This window comes from Rahnella selenatireducens, assembly GCF_046449555.1.
GTDB lineage: Bacteria > Pseudomonadota > Gammaproteobacteria > Enterobacterales > Enterobacteriaceae > Rahnella > Rahnella selenatireducens.
Genome location: NZ_JBKEZJ010000003.1, coordinates 272,346 through 288,915, shown reverse-complemented (window position 1 = coordinate 288,915; position 16,570 = coordinate 272,346). Strand labels below are relative to the sequence as shown.

Here is a 16,570-nt window from a genome sequence, read left to right as displayed (position 1 = left end):
ACAATGTGGCCGCTTATCTCTTAAGACGACTGCTTCTGGTGATCCCAACGCTTTGGGCCATCATCACCATTAACTTTTTTATCGTGCAGATTGCGCCCGGCGGCCCGGTGGATCAGGCCATTGCGGCAATAGAAATGGGGCAATCCAGCGGGTTGCCAAATTCTGCCGGTAACAGCGGTAACGGGAAAGCGTCACCCGGCGTGGCGCAGTTTGGCGAAGGCCAGTATCGCGGGGCACGCGGGCTGGATCCTGAAGTTATCGCAGAAATTACTCATCGCTTTGGTTTTGATAAACCGCTTCACGTCCGCTATTTCGAAATGCTCTCCAATTATGTGCGCTTTGATTTCGGCGACAGCCTGTTTCGCGGCTCAACCGTCATGGGACTGGTGAAAAGTGCGTTGCCAGTATCTGTCAGTATTGGTTTGTGGAGCACACTGATCATTTATCTGGTGTCGGTCCCGCTGGGGATCCGCAAAGCGGTGCGTAACGGCTCGCGGTTTGATACCTGGAGCAGTTCGTTCATTATCATCGGTTACGCCGTACCGTCGTTCCTGTTTGCCTTCTTGCTGATTGTTCTGTTTACCGGTGGCAGTTATCTCGACTGGTTCCCGCTTCGCGGGCTGACATCACCAAACTTCGACACGCTGCCTTGGTACGGGAAAATCACCGATTACCTCTGGCATGTCACGCTGCCGGTGCTGGCGACGGTCATCGGCGGATTCGCGACGCTGACCATGTTGACCAAGAACTCCTTTATGAATGAGGTAAGCAAACAATACGTCGTGACCGCACGGGCGAAAGGTCTGAACGAAAAGCAGATCTTGTACCGCCATGTCTTTCGCAACGCCATGCTGCTGGTGATTGCCGGTTTTCCGGCCACATTCATCAGCATGTTTTTCACAGGTTCTCTGCTGATTGAAGTCATGTTTTCCCTGCAAGGCTTAGGATTGCTGGGCTATGACGCCATCGTCCAGCGCGACTTTCCGGTGATTTTCGGCACGCTTTACGTTTTCACGCTGATTGGCTTACTGCTCAATATCGTCAGCGACATCACTTACACGCTGGTTGACCCGCGTATCGACTTCGAGGGCCGTCACTGATGACCGTGAGACTCGTCAAACTCAGCACTGTCACTCAGGCGCGCTGGGCACGTTTTTGCCAAAACCGGCGCGGATTCTGGTCCTTATGGATCTTTATGGTTCTGCTGGTTCTGGTGCTGCTCTCCAACATTCTCGCCAACGACAAGCCGCTGCTGGCGCGTTATCAGGGGCACTGGTATGTGCCTTTTATGGTGAATTACAGCGAAACCACGTTTGGCGGCGAGCTGGAAACGCCCGCGGATTATCAGGATCCGTTTGTGCTCAAACAGCTGGAAGATCACGGCTGGGCCATCTGGGCACCAGTGCGCAGCAGCTATAACTCGATTAATTTCTCAACCACGCAGCCCTTCCCTTCCCCGCCTTCGGCGAAAAACTGGCTGGGCACTGACAGCAACGGACACGACGTGCTGGCGCAGATCCTCTATGGCTTACGGATTTCGCTGTTCTTCGGCATTTTCCTCACCGTCCTGACCTCGGTCATCGGCATTATTGCCGGCGCCACGCAGGGTTATTACGGCGGGCTTATCGACCTGCTCGGACAGCGTTTTATTGAAGTGTGGTCCAGCATTCCGACGCTGTTCCTGATCATTATTCTGGCCAGCGTGGTGCAGCCCAATTTCTGGTGGCTGTTGCTGATTACCGTGCTTTCGGGTTGGATGACGCTGGTCAGCGTCGTGCGCGCCGAGTTCCTGCGCACCCGCAACTTTGATTACATCCGCGCCGCGCAGGCGATGGGCGTCAGCGACCGGGCCATTATGTGGCGTCATATGTTGCCCAATGCGATGGTCGCCACGCTGACGTATTTGCCGTTTATTCTTTGCGGCTCCATCACCACGCTGACGTTGCTGGATTTCCTGGGCTTCGGATTGCCGCTGGGTTCGCCTTCTCTGGGTACATTACTGATGGAAGGCAAAAACAATTTGCAGGCACCGTGGCTGGGCATCAGTGCGTTCGTCGTACTCGCGTCACTGCTGTCCTTGCTGATTTTCATCGGCGAAGCGGTTCGCGACGCCTTCAATCCTTTAGCACAACACGTCGAGGCGCTCTGAGATGACGGACTCTTTATTGCAAATCCGCAACCTGAGCGTGGCTTTCCTTCAGGGAAATCAGCAGCGCGAAGTGGTCAGCGATGTCTCCCTGCATATTCATGCGGGCGAAACGCTGGCGCTGGTGGGTGAATCCGGTTCCGGCAAAAGTGTGACCGCGCTGTCCGTGTTGCGCCTGCTGCCTTCTGTCGCCACCTATCCGCGAGGGGATATTCTCTTTGAAGGCCGGTCGCTGCTCAAGGCCGATGGCACGGCCCTGCGCCAAATTCGCGGTAACCAGATTTCGATGATTTTTCAGGAACCGATGGTTTCACTGAACCCGCTGCATACGCTTGAAAAGCAGCTGACCGAAGTGCTGACGCTGCATCGTGGTCTGCGGGGTGATGCGGCGCGGAGTGAGATCCTAAACGGCCTGGATCGTGTGGGTATCCGTCAGGCTGCTTCCCGTCTGCGGGATTTCCCACATCAGCTTTCCGGTGGCGAACGCCAGCGCGTCATGATTGCGATGGCGGTGCTGACAAAACCGAAACTGCTGATTGCCGATGAACCGACTACCGCGCTGGACGTTTCCGTTCAGGCGCAGATTTTGTCCCTGCTCGACGAACTGAAGCAGGAAATGGGCATGGCGATGCTGTTTATTACTCATAACCTGCGTATCGTGCGGCGTCTGGCGGATAACGTTGCCGTGATGCAACAAGGACGTCTGGTCGAGCAGCAGCCGCGTGCCACCCTTTTCAGCCAGCCTCAGCATCCTTACACGCAGCACCTGTTGCAGGCCGAACCGCAGGGGCGTCCGCAGCCGCTGAAAGGGGAGCCTGCAGTTTTGCTGGACGTGAAAAATCTCGATGTGGGTTTCGCGATTAAACGAGGTTTGTTACGGCGGACCGTCGGCGTTAAACACGCCGTTAATCAGGTGAGTTTTCAGCTGCGGCGTGGCGAAAGTCTGGGCGTGGTGGGCGAATCAGGTTCAGGAAAGAGCACGACCGGGCTGGCGCTTTTACGCCTGATGAAATCTCAGGGGGAAATCTGGTTTGACGGCCAGCCGCTGCACACGTTTTCGCGCAAGCAAATGCTGCCATTCCGCAGCCGGATACAGGTCGTGTTTCAGGACCCTTTCTCTGCGCTGAACCCGCGGTTTACCGTGGAGCAGATTATTGCGGAAGGTTTACGGGTTCACCGGAAAGTGAGTGCGCAGCAGCGCGAACAGGAAATGATACGGGCGATGCAGGAAGTCGGACTGGATCCCCAGAGCCGTCACCGTTATCCGACGGAATTCTCCGGCGGACAGCGCCAGCGGATTGCTATCGCCCGCGCCCTGATTTTACAGCCTGAAATGTTGATTCTGGATGAACCGACATCGTCTCTGGATAAATCGGTACAGGCGCAGATTCTGGCGATCCTGAGCGAACTTCAGCAACGCCACGGCCTGACTTATCTATTTATCAGCCATGATTTGCATGTCGTCCGGTCTTTGTGTCACCAGCTTTTGGTGCTCAGGAACGGGGAAGTGGTCGAACAGGGAGATTGCGAGCAGATTTTTACCGCGCCGCAGCAGGCTTACACCCGTGAATTACTGAGTGCGTCAGATGCGTTCGATTCGCAGGAGCAAATCGCCTGACGTTGTTATCAGGCGGTTCAGAATGGATAAAGTGCGGTGACAGATTCCGCGATCGCCGCGCCGATATTTTTCAGGCAACAAAGGGTCGCGCTTTCATCTTCACGATGGACGAATAAACACGGCTCACCGTCGATTTCAACAATCGCCGCTTTAACCTGAATATCTTCTAAGGCATCAGTTAACTGGTGCATCACCTGCCAGGCGAATTCGCCCTCATGGCTCAGCAGTTTCAGGCCGATCAGATTGTTATCTTCATCGTTACCAGGCAGCGGAATCGGTTCAACTTTGATACCGGCAAAACCTGACAACCAGCGATAACTTTGCGGCAAACGATGTACTACCGAAAGTTGGATATTATTCACGTGGTTCCCCAGACAATGATGTTAACCAATCATCTTCACGATATTTTTACAAAATAGCTACAACTGCACTGATTAAGTTATAGCCGACAGACTTTGCTTTGCCCACTTCTCGCTCAAATAATTAACATTAAATTAACGTCATTCCAGCGCAAGCTTACAGACCCAGCTATTGTTATGTCTGCTCACGATGAATCTGAGAGGCAGATCTCATTTTGGCTTATTTGTAACCTTTTCCGTCTTGATTCACAACCATTTTAATCAAATGGCGCTACTTTTCATTGCATTTTTATTTACATTTAATACACAAATCAATGCTATCAACCATCGGATAAACGTGAATAAAAAGCATAAAATCAGACAGTTAAAATCAATCCTGACTTTTCACACTCCGTTTCATGGTGTTAATTTCAACTTGAAACGAACCAGTTGGTTACAAAATTCACGGCGTCGCATCATACGTTAAAATCTGGATCTAATGTTAATAAATCCGCACAATTTGTTTGCACAATTTCTTCTTCTTTGGCTTATCATCCGCATCGTTATTACTGGTATACCCTATCGCAGAGACTACAGGGCATCATCAACCTGCTGATAAGTCTCGACATTAGCGACATATAATAAGAATCAGATAAGCAAATCCTGAGTTATTTAGCTCACACCCAATCCCAGCGAGAAATGAGATGGAAAACGATCCTTCAATCATGGCAAGCAATAAAACCGAAAATGGAACCGGTTTCAGTCGTCGCGAACTGCTGAAAGGGCTGACTTCCGCGATGGTCGCAACGACCCTTCTCGGCTTTCCCTTCCTGAGCCAAGCGGAGAAAGAAACAGCCACGCAGTCACCGGTCATCTTCGGTCAGTTCTATCTGGTATCACAGGCCATCACCGAGCATAAAAATATCAGTGAAGGAACTTCTGCCCAGATTTTCAATGCCTTCTTCCGCTCCCAACCTGACTTCCCGGCTCAGGTCAGCAAACTGCATGCACTGGTTAAACCGGGGCAGGCTGCGAAAGATTTGCAGAAAGCCGCGCAGCAGAACGGTCTGGGCGAACTGGTGACGAGTATCGTCACTGCCTGGTACACCGGCACGGTCGGGCATGGAACCGATTCCATTTTAATTTCTTATAAAGATGCGCTGATGTATCGCCCGGTGAGCGACGGCCTGATTGTGCCGACCTACTGCGGTAACGGACCGCTGTACTTCACCGCCGCGCCGCCTGATGCCGCGATGCCTGAGTCCATGAACGCCGATCGTTTTACCCGTACTTCTGAATCTGATGTGAGCAAAGCCTGATGAAAAAACCCGTATTTACCGCAGACGGCGATGCGTCTGCTGATGTGATTGTTGTCGGTTCCGGCGTCGTGGGCGGCATGATTGCCGATCAGCTGGTCAGCGAAGGTTATTCCGTTCTGGTGCTGGAAGCCGGTTTACGCATCGAACGTGCGCAGGCCGTCGAAAACTGGCGCAACATGCCGTTCGAAAACCGCGCAGGTTCTGATTTTCAGGGGCTGTATCCGCAGTCCGAAAACGCCCCTGCTCCGCTGTATTTCCCGGAAAATAACTACGTTCATCTGACTGGTCCCAGTGCGGGCAGTTTCAAACAAGGCTATCTGCGCACCGTCGGCGGCACAACCTGGCATTGGGCAGCGTCGTGCTGGCGTCACGTCCCGAACGATTTCAAAATGAAAACGCTGTACGGCGTGGGCCGCGACTGGCCGATTTCGTATGACGAACTCGAACCTTATTACTGCCGCGCAGAAGAAGAAATCGGCGTTGCTGGCCCGAACGATCCAGAGCTGCAATCCCCTTCCGAGCGCAGCAAGCCATACCCGATGGAACAGGTTCCTTACGGCTATGGCGATACGCGTTTTGCCGAGATTGTGAACCCGCACGGTTACCGCTCGGTCCCAATTCCGCAAGGGCGCAGCACCCGTCCGTGGAACGGCCGCCCGACCTGTTGCGGCAATAACAACTGCCAGCCAATCTGCCCGATTGGTGCGATGTACAACGGTATCGCGCACGTCGAACGCGCCGAAAACAAAGGTGCCGTAGTGCTGGCCGAGGCCGTGGTTTACAAGATTGATACCGACGAAAATAACAATGTGACGGCGGTTCACTGGCTGGATAACCAGAAAAAATCCCACAAAGCGACCGGCAAAGTGTTCGCGCTGGCCTGTAACGGCATCGAGACTCCGCGTCTGCTGCTGATGGCGGCCAACGACAAAAACCCGAACGGCATCGCTAACTCCTCCGATCACGTGGGCCGTAACATGATGGATCACTCCGGTTTCCACTGTACGTTCATCGCTAAAGAGCCGCTGTGGATTGGCCGTGGCCCGGCGCAGAGCAGCTGTCTGGTCGGCCCGCGCGACGGTGATTTCCGCAAAGATTATTCCGCCAACAAAATGATCCTCAACAATATCAGCCGCGTGATCCCGGCAACGTCCAAAGCGTTGCAGATGGGGCTGGTGGGTCAGGAGCTGGACGAAGAAATCCGCCGCCGTTCTATCTTCGGCGTGGACTTGTCCATCAGCCTGGAGCCGTTGCCGGACCCGGATAACCGCCTTACGCTGAGCAAAACCCGTAAAGATCCGCACGGTTTACCGTGCCCGGACATTCATTACGACGTCGGCGATTACGTGCGTAAAGGCGCGGAAGCGGCGCATAAACAACTTGAGCACATCGGCTCGCTGTTTATGGCGGAAGAATTCAACATTACCACCAGCCTGAACGCCAACAACCACATCATGGGCGGCACGATTATGGGCAACGATCCGAAGGATTCCGTGGTGAACGGCGATTGTCGGACTCACGATCACGCCAACCTGTGGTTGCCGGGCGGCGGCGCGATCCCGTCTTCCAGCGTGGTGAACAGTACGCTGACCATGGCCGCATTGGCGCTGAAAGCCGCAGACGACATGTCGAAAAAACTGGCAGGTGCAGCATGAAAAAACTTCTCACCGCCTGCCTGTTAAGTGCGTCCCTCAGTGGTTTTGCCGTTGCACAAGACAATCAGGCTGAACTCGTCCGTCAGGGCCAGGAAGTCGCGACGGCTGCAGACTGTCAGGCCTGCCATACGGCACCTGAGGGTGGAAAACCGTTCGCGGGCGGATATGAAATCCATTCGCCGATGGGCACGATTTACACCACCAACATCACGCCGTCGAAGCAGTTTGGTGTCGGGAATTACACCGAAGAACAGTTCACCCGCGCGGTGCGCGAAGGTGTGCGTCCGGACGGTGCAAATCTCTATCCGGCCATGCCTTACACCTCTTACAGCCATATGAGCGATGCCGATATGCACGCGCTGTATGTCTACTTCCAGCAGGGTGTGAAGCCGGTCGAACAGCCTAATACCGAAACCACCCTGCCGTTCCCGTTCAACATGCGTATTGCGATGGCGGGCTGGAACCTGATGTATCTCGACAGCTCGCCGTTTAAGCCGGATCCGACCAAAAGTGAGCAATGGAACCGGGGTGCGTATCTGGTGAACGGTGCCGGGCACTGCGACACGTGCCATACGCCGCGTAACCTGATGATGGGTTCGGTGACGGATAAACCGCTGGCGGGCGGCATGGTCGGCCCGTGGTACGCGCCGAACATCAGTTCTGATCCGGTCAGCGGCATTGGCAACTGGTCGCAGGCTCAGCTGGTGGAATACCTGAAAACAGGCCGGACCGCCGGGAAAAATCAGGCCGCGGGCGGTATGGCGGAAGCGGTGCAAAACAGTCTGCAATACATGTCTGACGCCGATCTGAACGCGATTGCCTTCTACCTGAAAAACAGCACGCCGGTTCGCGATCCACGCGATACACAGGCGGCAGATACCTTCGGTAAGCCGGTGAATGTGGAAGACGGCCTGCGCGGCACACATCCGTTCAACGCGAACAAAACTATCGATAACGGCGCGGCATTGTTCAGCGGATATTGCGCCAGTTGCCACCAGCCGGACGGCTCAGGCAGCAAGAATCAGGCGTATCCGTCGCTGTTTAACAACACCGCGACCGGCCTCGGGAATGCGTCGAACCTGATCTCTGCCATTCTTTACGGCGTCGACCGTCAGGTGGGGGATCATCATGTTCTGATGCCGAAATTTGGCGTGGGTTCGTATGTCGGTCAGCTCGACGATCAGCAGATTGCGGATATCTCCAACTATGTGCTGAAAAACTACGGCAACGCGGGCGTTCAGGTCAGCGCGCAGGATGTGGCGGTATTACGCGCAGGCGGCCCGGTGACACTTCTGGCGAAACTGCAACCGTTCATGGCGCCGGCGATGGTCATCGGCGTGATCATTCTGCTGGTGCTGATTTTCTGGCTCGGCAGAAAGCGTAAAGTCAGAAAAGCATAATCACGAAAGATGAAATGCAAAACGGCCCGATTTGGGCCGTTTTTTGAATACGAAAAGCGTTACCCCCGCCCGACCAGCGGCATGGCGCTGGCCATCACCGTCATGGTCAGAACGTTGGTGCCCAACGGCAATCCGGCCATAAAAGCCACGGCTTCACCGACGCGATCCACCGCAATAACCGGCTCCTCGGCAATATGCCCGTCGGCCTGCATTCTGCCAGCCAGCGCTTTATTGCCCATATCCGTGGCGGCGTTACCGACATCAATTTGCCCGCACGCGATATTAAATGCGCGGCCATCAAGTGCCGTTGATTTGGTCAGACCGGTTATTGCATGCTTGCTGGCGGTGTAAGGCGCGGAATTCGGACGCGGCGACTGCGCCGAAACCGAGCCGTTATTGATAATACGACCGCCCTGCGGAGACTGCTGTTTCATCAGTCTGACCGCCGCCTGCGTACACAAGAATGCGCCGGTCAGATTGGTGTTGATCACCGAAAGCCAGTCTTCCACCGCAAGTTCTTCGATGGGCACCTCTTTCACGTTGTTTCCGGCGTTATTGAACAGTAAATCCAGCCGTCCGTAGGTTTCCTGAATATCGGCAAACAGCGCGGCGACCGACTGCGGGCTGGTCACGTCCAGCTGACGCGCCACCGCTTGTCCCGGTGCAACCTGTGCCACGGCCTGCGCCAGCTTTTCCGTATTACGCCCCGCCAGAATCACCGTAAACCCAATACCCGCCAGCGACTTCGCGGCGCTCAGCCCTATGCCGCTGCCACCGCCGGTGACCAGTGCGATTTTGCTCATAATTTTCTTTCCCATCCCCTAATTCATTCGGGTTGCATCAAGGCGGCAAATGAGTGAATCCCCGGGAGCTTAGATCACTAAGTGACCGGGGTGAACGAACGCAGCCAACGAAGAGGCTGCCTGAAGAATGACGGGGATCAAACTGCGGCCAGCATGCCGCCATCGATAAATAACAGATGCCCGTTAACGAAGTCTGACGCTTTCGATGAAAGATAAACCGCGCCGCCGACCAGCTCTTCCGGGTTACCCCAGCGCGCGGCTGGCGTGCGCTTGCACAACCATTCGGAGAACTCTTTGTTATCGACCAGCGCCTGCGTCATATCGGTTTTGAAATAGCCCGGCGCAATACCGTTCACCTGAATATTGTAGCGTGCCAGTTCAACACACATCCCGCGCGTCAGCATTTTCACGGCACCTTTGGAGGCGGCGTATGGCGTAATGGTGTCGCGGCCCAGCTCGCTTTGCATCGAACCGATATTGATAATCTTGCCGCGCTCGCGCTGGATCATGTAACGCGCAACCGCCTGCGACACCAGGAAAACAGACTTCTGATTCACCGCAATCACGTCGTCCCAGTCTTTTTCCGGGAAATCGGTAAATTTGTGGCGACGCTGGATCCCCGCGTTATTCACCAGCACATCAATCGGGCCGATGACCTTTTCGATATGGTCAATCGCCTGATTCACCGCCTTGCTGTCCGTGACATCAAAGGATACGGCATGTGCGATAAACCCTTCTGCACGCAGCGCCTCAGCGGCCTTCTGGGTTGATTCCTGCTGCGTGCCATTGACGATAATTTCCGCCCCGTGCTGCGCCAGCCCTTTCGCCAGCAGGAAACCCAGACCGCGCGTGGAACCTGTGACCAGAATCTTTTTATTATCCAGGGAGAAGAGATTTGTCATGACGTTGGCCTTATTAAAAAGCTGCTTATGAAAAGTTAGCCCCACTACAACGGTTTACCGGCGGCCAAACTGTGATGCAGATCACTTTGAAGAATGTTAAAAAACCCTGTTACTCCCGATGTGATCGTCATCATTTTGATAACAATCTCCGGCGCTTTCTGTTTCAATAATCAGGTATCTTTTAGGGAAATGATCAGGGAAAACCCGCATGAGAAACCAGCGCGTGACATTACAGGACATCGCCCAACTGGCGGATGTGACCAAGATGACGGTCAGCCGTTTTCTGCGCACGCCGGAAAAAGTCTCTCTGGAAACCCGCGAGCGTATTACCAAAGTCATGGAAGAAGTCGGTTTTCCGCTGGAAGAAGCCCGCGGACCGGCCAAAGCGCCACGCATCGGCATTCTGGTGCCCTCTTTTAACAATCAGATTTTCTCCGATTTGCTGGCCGGTATTGAGTCCGTGACGTCCGCGCAGGGCTACCAGACGCTGGTGGTGAATTACGAATACAGCAAAGACCGCGAAGAAGAGCACATCATCAACCTGCTCGGTTATCAGCTGGCGGGGCTGATCCTCACGGATTCCGTGCACACGCTCAAAGCCGATAAGTATCTGAATGCGGCTGAAATTCCGGTTGCGCAGGTGATGGATCTCGACGATCAGAATGGCCGTATTGCGGTAGGTTTTGATAATCAGCAGGCCGGATATGACATGGCGAATACGCTGCTCGCCAGCGGCAAAGAGCATGTGGTGTATTTCGGTTCGATGTCAGACGCGCGTGACCAGAAACGCTATCAGGGCTACAGCCGGGCAATGACTGAACGCGGGCTGACGCCGGTGCATATCACGCCGAATAAGGTTTCATCAGTGTCTATCGGTGCCGGAATGTTATCGATGGCACGCCAGGTGTATCCGCACACCAATGCAATTTTGTGTACCAACGACGATATTGCCGTCGGTGTGTTACAGGAATGTGTAAAGATAGGCATCCGCGTCCCGCAGGACATGGCGATTTCCGGTTTTCACGGACTGGATATCGGGCTGGCGACCACGCCACTGCTCGCCAGTGTTATCACGCCGCGCTTCGAAATGGGCAAGGTTGTCGCCGAGATATTGCTCAAAAAAATCAAAAACCTGCCAACCATTGAGCGTGTCGATTTGCACTACCGGATTTCCCTCGGCGGCACGATTTAACGTGCCATTTTCTGCAATTTCCCTCCTTTCGTCCTGCACGCCAACTGCGGTGCAGGATCACGTTGCAGGTAACACCTTTTCTTAACATAATTCAACGTGACTCCTGTCACGAAATACTTTCCTCAAAATGCTTTTATTAGGTCATCGCCGGATACAAGCACACAGAGGAAAGACGATGAATAATAAAATTCCTAAGGCCCGCTGGTTACGTGTAATAGCCCCAATACTTATCGCCTGTATTATTTCTTTCATGGACAGGGTCAATATTAGTTTTGCCATGCCCGGCGGAATGGATGCCGAATTAGGCATCACTGCATCAATGGCCGGTCTGGCTGCCGGTATCTTCTTCATCGGTTATCTGTTTTTACAAGTGCCCGGCGGAAGCCTGGCGGTACACGGCAGCGGCCGTAAATTCATCGCCTGCTCGCTGATTGCGTGGGCGGTGATTTCCATTCTGACCGGCTTTATCACTAACCAGTATCAGCTGCTGTTCCTGCGTTTTGCGCTCGGTGTGGCGGAAGGCGGGATGTTGCCGGTCGTGCTGACAATGGTCAGCAACTGGTTCCCGGATAAAGAACGTGGCCGCGCCAATGCGTATGTGCTGATGTTCGCGCCGCTCGGCGGAATGATCACCGCGCCGCTGTCCGGCCTGATCCTGGATACGCTCGACTGGCGCTGGTTGTTCATCATCGAAGGGGCATTATCTTTCGTGGTGATGCTGTTCTGGTGGTTCACCATCAGCGACCGTCCGGAAGAAGCGAAATGGCTGTCTGAGCGCGAACGCGATTATCTGGTTACCGAATTAAACCGTGAACGCGAAGCACTGCGGGCGCTGGCACCGGTCAATAACGCGCCGCTCAAAGAGGTCTTTCGCAATAAATCTATCGTCAAACTGATCGTCATTAACTTCTTCTACCAGACCGGGATTTACGGCTACACGCTGTGGCTGCCGACTATCCTGAAAAACCTCACCGGCGGCGACATGAGTTCAGTCGGCATGCTGGCGATTATCCCTTACGTCGGCACCATGCTGGGGATTTTGGCGATGTCCGTGCTGTCCGATAAAACCGGCAAACGCCGCATGTTTATCGCCCTGCCGTTGTGCGGTTTCGCCGCCTGTCTGGCCGCGTCCGTGGCGTTTGGTCACAATATTATGGCGGCCTACGGTTTTCTGGTCGGTGCCGGCTTCTTCCTGCAAGCCGCGACCAGCGCCTTCTGGACCATTCCGGGCAAAGTCACCACACCAGAAGTGGCAGGCAGCGCACGCGGTGTGATTAACGGTCTGGGAAATCTCGGAGGTTTCTGCGGCCCGTATCTGGTCGGCGTGTTAGTCAGCCTGTACGGCCAGAGCACGGCGATTTATGCGCTGGTCGCATCCCTGCTGATTGCCGCACTGGTCACCACGCTGTTACCGAAAGAGTGCGATATGGCGCTGATTCCGGGCGCAAAAGCCAAGGCAATGGCGGATGAATATGCCCGCGCCAAGAAAGCCCGCAAACTTCAGCAAATGGAAACCCAGGGCGTGAACTGAGTACTTTTGATCCGCTGATGCCCGTCATGGTCTGACGGGCATTTTTATTCCAGCCTTCAGGCTTCTTCCCGCGTGATAATTCCGTAGTGATGGAATTTGTTCAGCACGGCTTCCATCGCTTCATCGGACAGAACCGGCACTTCCGGCGTCACCGGCAACAGCAACAGATAAAGCCTCGCCAGCACCTCAACTTCCTGCGCCAGCCACAGCGCTTTCTGCAAATTACTGCCGCAGGCAATCATTCCATGATGTTGCAGAAGAATCGCTTTGGATTGTCTGATCGCTGCTTCCGTATGGTCAGACAACGCCTGTGACCCGAAAATCGCGTACGGCGCGCACGGGATCAGCGTGCTGCCGGTCGCCGCAATCATGTAATGAATGGCCGGAATGGGCCGGTTAAGAATCGAAACCGCCGTGCAATGCACCGCATGGTTGTGAACAACGGCCTGTGCGTCGGGCCGTGCACGATAAATGGCCTGATGGAAACGCCATTCGCTGGACGGTGTTTTGACCGGATCGTGTCTGCCATCATCGCTGACCTCGACGATTTGCCGTGGCGTCAGCTCCTCATAAGGGATCCCAGTTGGAGTAATCAGCATTCCGTCACCGTAACGCACGCTGACATTGCCGGACGTTCCCTGATTCAGCCCCATGCGCGTCATTTGCAGGCAGGTTTCTATAATTTGTTCAGCCAGCTGTTCTCTTTTCATGCTTGCCCCGTCGGTTTTGGTCTGCGTTCGTTGGTTTCTGTCACCTTATTTTGTAACGCAGGCGGCGCTGACCGGTGGCCGGGCGATAAAAATGTGACTGACTTCAGATTATCCCGCATTCAGGGAGCGATCCGCGCAAACCGCCACGCATTGGCGTGTCCGTTTCAGCGCAAAATGTTAAAAACGGTCAATCGGGATTGCCGTCGTTGCCGGGAGAAGAATAAAAAATGAAAGCTGTGCGTCACCAGGCCATCCTGCAACTGATCCGTGAAACGGGCAGCCAGAGCACTGAAAATCTGGCCAGCCATTTGCAGGTCAGTAAGGAAACCATCCGCCGCGATTTGCAGCAATTACAAACGCAGAGTCAGCTGATCCGCCGCCACGGCGGGGCGAAGATCGTTAAACGGGAAACGCAGGACAGCGGGGATTCTTTCCGTGCCCGGCAAAAGAGCCATCAGAGCCGTAAAGCGGACATTGCCCGTCAGGCGCTGTCGTGGATTGATGAAGGAATGGTGATTGCGCTGGATGCCAGCTCGACCTGCTGGTCGCTGGCGCGGCAGCTGCCGGATATCGGAATCACCGTATTTACCAACAGCGCCCGCGTATGCCGGGAACTGTCCAAACGCCAGAATATTCAGCTCATCAGCTCCGGCGGCCGGCTTCTGCGCAAATACGACTGTTACGTTAATCCGGCGCTGTTCTCACAGCTGAAAACGCTGGAAATCGATCTGTTTCTGTTTTCCTGCGAGGCGGTTGACGCCGCTGGCGCAATCTGGGATTCCAACGACAGCAATGCGGAATACAAAATAGCGCTGCTCCGGCGCGCGGCGCAAAGCCTTTTATTGCTTGATAAAAGTAAACTGAACCGGACCAGTGAAGTGCAAATTGGGCATCTTAACGACGTCACTCAGGTCATTTCCGACCTGAGTGACGCAGAGCAGGAAAGCGGAAACCTTAGTCGGCCAGCGCCTGCGCCGTGACTTTAGCCGGACGGCTGGCGTAGAGATACAGTAACGTAGCGGCAATGACGCAAAACGCCATCGAACCGACCATCGGCCAGGCACTTTTGGCGGTAAACAGCGAAAGCACGGAACCAATGGCCGCGCCGGTACCAAAACGAATCGTTCCGGCCAGAGAGGCCGCAGTGCCCGCCATGTGCGGGAAGTCATCCATGATGACTGCCATCGCGTTGGAGGTCACCATCGCAATCACGCCGACATAGCCCGCCACGCCAATCACCATCGCCCAGAACGGTAGCCCGAACGCACAGACCACCAGCAGCCAGATGCCCATCGTCAGTTGAACAAACAGGCCGAAACGGAACATCTTCACCGCGCCAGCACGGCGCACGTTGCGGCTGTTAATCAGCGTCAGGATCACCAGCGCCACGATGTTCAGCGCAAAGTAGAAACCGAAATGCTGCGGCGAAACGTGATTGAGTTCGATGTAAACGAACGGTCCGGCGCTGAGGAAAGAGAACATTCCGGCGAATGAAAAACCGCTCGCCAGCATGTAGCTCAGCACACGCTTGTGGCGGAACAGGGAAACGAAATTGCCAACGGTGGTGCGCAGATGGAATTTTTGCCGCCGCTCTTTCGGCAGCGTTTCCTTGATGTAAACGCCCACCAGCGTGGCGGCGATCAACGCCGCAATCGCCATCGCCCAGAAAATCGCGTGCCAGCTGAAAATCGCCATCAGCAAACCGCCGAGCATTGGCGCGAGCAGCGGCGCAACGGTCATCACCAGCACCACAAAAGACATCATTCGCGAGAATTCGTCTTTGGTGAACATGTCGCGCATCAGCGCGTTAATGACCACACTGGCCGCTGCCGCTGCTAAACCGTGCAAGAAACGCATCCACACCAGCTGTTCGACGGACTGCGCGAGCGCACAGGCTCCGGCCGCCACAGCAAAGATCAGTACGCCCCAGAAGATAACCGGCTTACGCCCGAGGCTGTCGGCCATCGGTCCGTAAAACAGCTGCCCTATCGCAAAACCCAGCACATACGCGCTGAGGGTCATTTGCACGCTGCCCGCCGCCACACCATATTCCTCGGCGATAACGGGCATGCTTGGCAGATACATATCGATAGCCAAAGGCATCAGCATCGATATCAATCCCAGGATGAAAATCAGTCCGATGTGGGATACCGGTTTTTCTTGCACTTTCAGCTGCTCCAGTTAACAGAAAAAACTAGCGCGAGGGAACGCCAACGCTGGCAATTTCCTGCTCAGTCAAAGGCCGGTACTGGCCCGGTTCTAAATCTTCATCCATCACAATTTCACCGATCCGCTCACGGTGCAGCGCGACCACGCGGTTACCGACCGCCGCAAACATGCGTTTCACCTGATGGTAACGGCCTTCACTGATGGTCAGACGCACGAGGTTTTCTTCGATTTGCTCAAGTTTCGCCGGTTTGGTCAGGGAATCTTCATTGTGCAGCTGCACGCCCGCTTCAAACTGCGCGGCGGTATCGTCAGCCAGCGTATTTTCGAGCGTCACCAGATAGGTTTTCTCGCAATGATGGCGCGGCGAAGTGATGCGGTGCGACCACTGGCCGTCATCGGTCATTAACACCAGACCGGTGGTGTCGATATCCAGACGCCCTGCGGCATGCAGCTTGTAGGCCACCGGCTCTTCGAGGAAGTACAGCACGGTCGGATGATCCGGGTCATCGGTGGAACACACGTAACCCTGCGGTTTGTTAAGCATGAAATAACGCGGGCCGGTGATGAGATCCAGCACATTGCCGTCAAACTCGACGCGCTGTTCAGGGCTGATTTTCATCGAGCCGGTTTTGACGATTTCGCCGTCAACGGTGACACGTTTGTTGCGCAGCTCACGTAAAACGAGCGCACGGCTTACACCTAATTGCTGAGATAGAAACTTGTCCAGACGCATTGGATAGTCTTGCCTTCATGGCGATCTGAGTGATCGCGTTACTGATAAAACACA

General features: G+C 54.7%; 15 protein-coding genes. 9 read left to right on the top strand and 6 right to left on the bottom strand.

What is annotated here, in order from left to right; translation table 11 throughout:
* Positions 1-5 precede the first annotated feature (5 nt).
* From yejB to yejF, 3 genes are read left to right on the top strand one after another with little or no spacing between them, the layout of a single operon-like run.
* Positions 6-1,100, top strand: coding sequence for a microcin C ABC transporter permease YejB (yejB, locus tag ACLBVC_RS07045; RefSeq protein WP_410149038.1), 1,095 nt, complete (start codon positions 6-8; stop codon positions 1,098-1,100).
* On the top strand, positions 1,100-2,149 hold the full coding sequence (locus ACLBVC_RS07040; protein ID WP_410149037.1) for an ABC transporter permease: 1,050 nt from the start codon (positions 1,100-1,102) through the stop codon (positions 2,147-2,149). Before yejB ends, ACLBVC_RS07040 begins: the two co-directional genes overlap by 1 nt.
* Before the next feature lies 1 nt (position 2,150).
* A complete protein-coding gene (yejF, locus tag ACLBVC_RS07035; protein ID WP_410149036.1) occupies positions 2,151-3,764 on the top strand; it encodes a microcin C ABC transporter ATP-binding protein YejF in 1,614 nt (537 codons plus the stop codon).
* A 17-nt stretch (positions 3,765-3,781) separates the two neighbouring features.
* Here the strand turns inward: yejF and ACLBVC_RS07030 are convergent, their stop codons facing one another.
* Positions 3,782-4,126, bottom strand: a complete 345-nt coding sequence (locus ACLBVC_RS07030; RefSeq protein WP_015689537.1) for a YejG family protein — start codon at positions 4,124-4,126, stop codon at positions 3,782-3,784.
* A gap of 680 nt (positions 4,127-4,806) precedes the next feature.
* Between ACLBVC_RS07030 and ACLBVC_RS07025 the strand changes: the two genes are divergently transcribed.
* Genes ACLBVC_RS07025 through ACLBVC_RS07015 form a run of 3 tightly spaced genes read left to right on the top strand, consistent with a single transcriptional unit; the run spans position 4,807 to position 8,476 of the window.
* Positions 4,807-5,421 (top strand): sorbitol dehydrogenase family protein, encoded by a 615-nt coding sequence (locus ACLBVC_RS07025; protein WP_410149035.1) that lies wholly within the window; start codon positions 4,807-4,809, stop codon positions 5,419-5,421.
* Positions 5,421-7,076 carry a GMC family oxidoreductase gene (locus ACLBVC_RS07020; protein WP_152324322.1) on the top strand — a complete coding sequence of 552 codons (1,656 nt, stop codon included), beginning with the start codon at positions 5,421-5,423 and terminating at the stop codon, positions 7,074-7,076. Before ACLBVC_RS07025 ends, ACLBVC_RS07020 begins: the two co-directional genes overlap by 1 nt.
* Complete coding sequence (locus ACLBVC_RS07015; RefSeq protein ID WP_410149034.1) at positions 7,073-8,476, top strand: c-type cytochrome; 1,404 nt, start codon at positions 7,073-7,075, stop codon at positions 8,474-8,476. Before ACLBVC_RS07020 ends, ACLBVC_RS07015 begins: the two co-directional genes overlap by 4 nt.
* A gap of 59 nt (positions 8,477-8,535) precedes the next feature.
* Here ACLBVC_RS07015 and ACLBVC_RS07010 read toward each other — a convergent pair whose 3' ends face one another.
* Positions 8,536-9,279 (bottom strand): SDR family oxidoreductase, encoded by a 744-nt coding sequence (locus ACLBVC_RS07010; protein WP_410149033.1) that lies wholly within the window; start codon positions 9,277-9,279, stop codon positions 8,536-8,538.
* Positions 9,280-9,416: 137 nt separating this feature from the next.
* On the bottom strand, positions 9,417-10,181 hold the full coding sequence (gene idnO / locus ACLBVC_RS07005) for a gluconate 5-dehydrogenase (RefSeq protein WP_410149032.1): 765 nt from the start codon (positions 10,179-10,181) through the stop codon (positions 9,417-9,419).
* Between the two features lie 208 nt (positions 10,182-10,389).
* Between idnO and ACLBVC_RS07000 the strand changes: the two genes are divergently transcribed.
* The gene (locus tag ACLBVC_RS07000; RefSeq protein ID WP_410149031.1) at positions 10,390-11,373 is read left to right on the top strand and encodes a LacI family DNA-binding transcriptional regulator; all 984 of its coding nucleotides are present in this window, start codon (positions 10,390-10,392) and stop codon (positions 11,371-11,373) included.
* A 175-nt stretch (positions 11,374-11,548) separates the two neighbouring features.
* On the top strand, positions 11,549-12,904 hold the full coding sequence (locus ACLBVC_RS06995) for an MFS transporter (RefSeq protein ID WP_410149030.1): 1,356 nt from the start codon (positions 11,549-11,551) through the stop codon (positions 12,902-12,904).
* Positions 12,905-12,960: 56 nt separating this feature from the next.
* Here the strand turns inward: ACLBVC_RS06995 and ACLBVC_RS06990 are convergent, their stop codons facing one another.
* The gene (locus ACLBVC_RS06990) at positions 12,961-13,614 is read right to left on the bottom strand and encodes an L-fuculose-phosphate aldolase (protein WP_410149029.1); all 654 of its coding nucleotides are present in this window, start codon (positions 13,612-13,614) and stop codon (positions 12,961-12,963) included.
* Positions 13,615-13,841: 227 nt separating this feature from the next.
* On the opposite strand from ACLBVC_RS06990, the gene fucR reads away from it, so the two are divergent.
* Complete coding sequence (gene fucR, locus ACLBVC_RS06985) at positions 13,842-14,594, top strand: L-fucose operon activator (protein WP_410149028.1); 753 nt, start codon at positions 13,842-13,844, stop codon at positions 14,592-14,594.
* Here fucR and ACLBVC_RS06980 read toward each other — a convergent pair.
* The gene (locus ACLBVC_RS06980; protein ID WP_218520799.1) at positions 14,569-15,780 is read right to left on the bottom strand and encodes a Bcr/CflA family multidrug efflux MFS transporter; all 1,212 of its coding nucleotides are present in this window, start codon (positions 15,778-15,780) and stop codon (positions 14,569-14,571) included. The two genes, fucR and ACLBVC_RS06980, sit on opposite strands and share 26 nt — an antisense overlap.
* 28 nt (positions 15,781-15,808) lie before the next feature.
* On the bottom strand, positions 15,809-16,516 hold the full coding sequence (gene rsuA / locus ACLBVC_RS06975) for a 16S rRNA pseudouridine(516) synthase RsuA (RefSeq protein WP_410149027.1): 708 nt from the start codon (positions 16,514-16,516) through the stop codon (positions 15,809-15,811).
* Positions 16,517-16,570: the final 54 nt, after the last annotated feature.

Excerpts from the sequence above, each read along its gene's own strand:
- ACLBVC_RS07025 (WP_410149035.1), top strand. The coding sequence starts at position 4,807 with ATGGAAAACGATCCTTCAATCATGGCAAGCAATAAAACCGAAAATGGA.
- ACLBVC_RS06995 (WP_410149030.1), top strand. The coding sequence starts at position 11,549 with ATGAATAATAAAATTCCTAAGGCCCGCTGGTTACGTGTAATAGCCCCA.
- ACLBVC_RS07015 (WP_410149034.1), top strand. The coding sequence starts at position 7,073 with ATGAAAAAACTTCTCACCGCCTGCCTGTTAAGTGCGTCCCTCAGTGGT.
- idnO (WP_410149032.1), bottom strand. The coding sequence starts at position 10,181 with ATGACAAATCTCTTCTCCCTGGATAATAAAAAGATTCTGGTCACAGGT.
- ACLBVC_RS07020 (WP_152324322.1), top strand. The coding sequence starts at position 5,421 with ATGAAAAAACCCGTATTTACCGCAGACGGCGATGCGTCTGCTGATGTG.
- ACLBVC_RS06990 (WP_410149029.1), bottom strand. The coding sequence starts at position 13,614 with ATGAAAAGAGAACAGCTGGCTGAACAAATTATAGAAACCTGCCTGCAA.
- ACLBVC_RS07010 (WP_410149033.1), bottom strand. The coding sequence starts at position 9,279 with ATGAGCAAAATCGCACTGGTCACCGGCGGTGGCAGCGGCATAGGGCTG.
- ACLBVC_RS07000 (WP_410149031.1), top strand. The coding sequence starts at position 10,390 with ATGAGAAACCAGCGCGTGACATTACAGGACATCGCCCAACTGGCGGAT.
- fucR (WP_410149028.1), top strand. The coding sequence starts at position 13,842 with ATGAAAGCTGTGCGTCACCAGGCCATCCTGCAACTGATCCGTGAAACG.
- ACLBVC_RS07040 (WP_410149037.1), top strand. The coding sequence starts at position 1,100 with ATGACCGTGAGACTCGTCAAACTCAGCACTGTCACTCAGGCGCGCTGG.
- yejF (WP_410149036.1), top strand. The coding sequence starts at position 2,151 with ATGACGGACTCTTTATTGCAAATCCGCAACCTGAGCGTGGCTTTCCTT.
- rsuA (WP_410149027.1), bottom strand. The coding sequence starts at position 16,516 with ATGCGTCTGGACAAGTTTCTATCTCAGCAATTAGGTGTAAGCCGTGCG.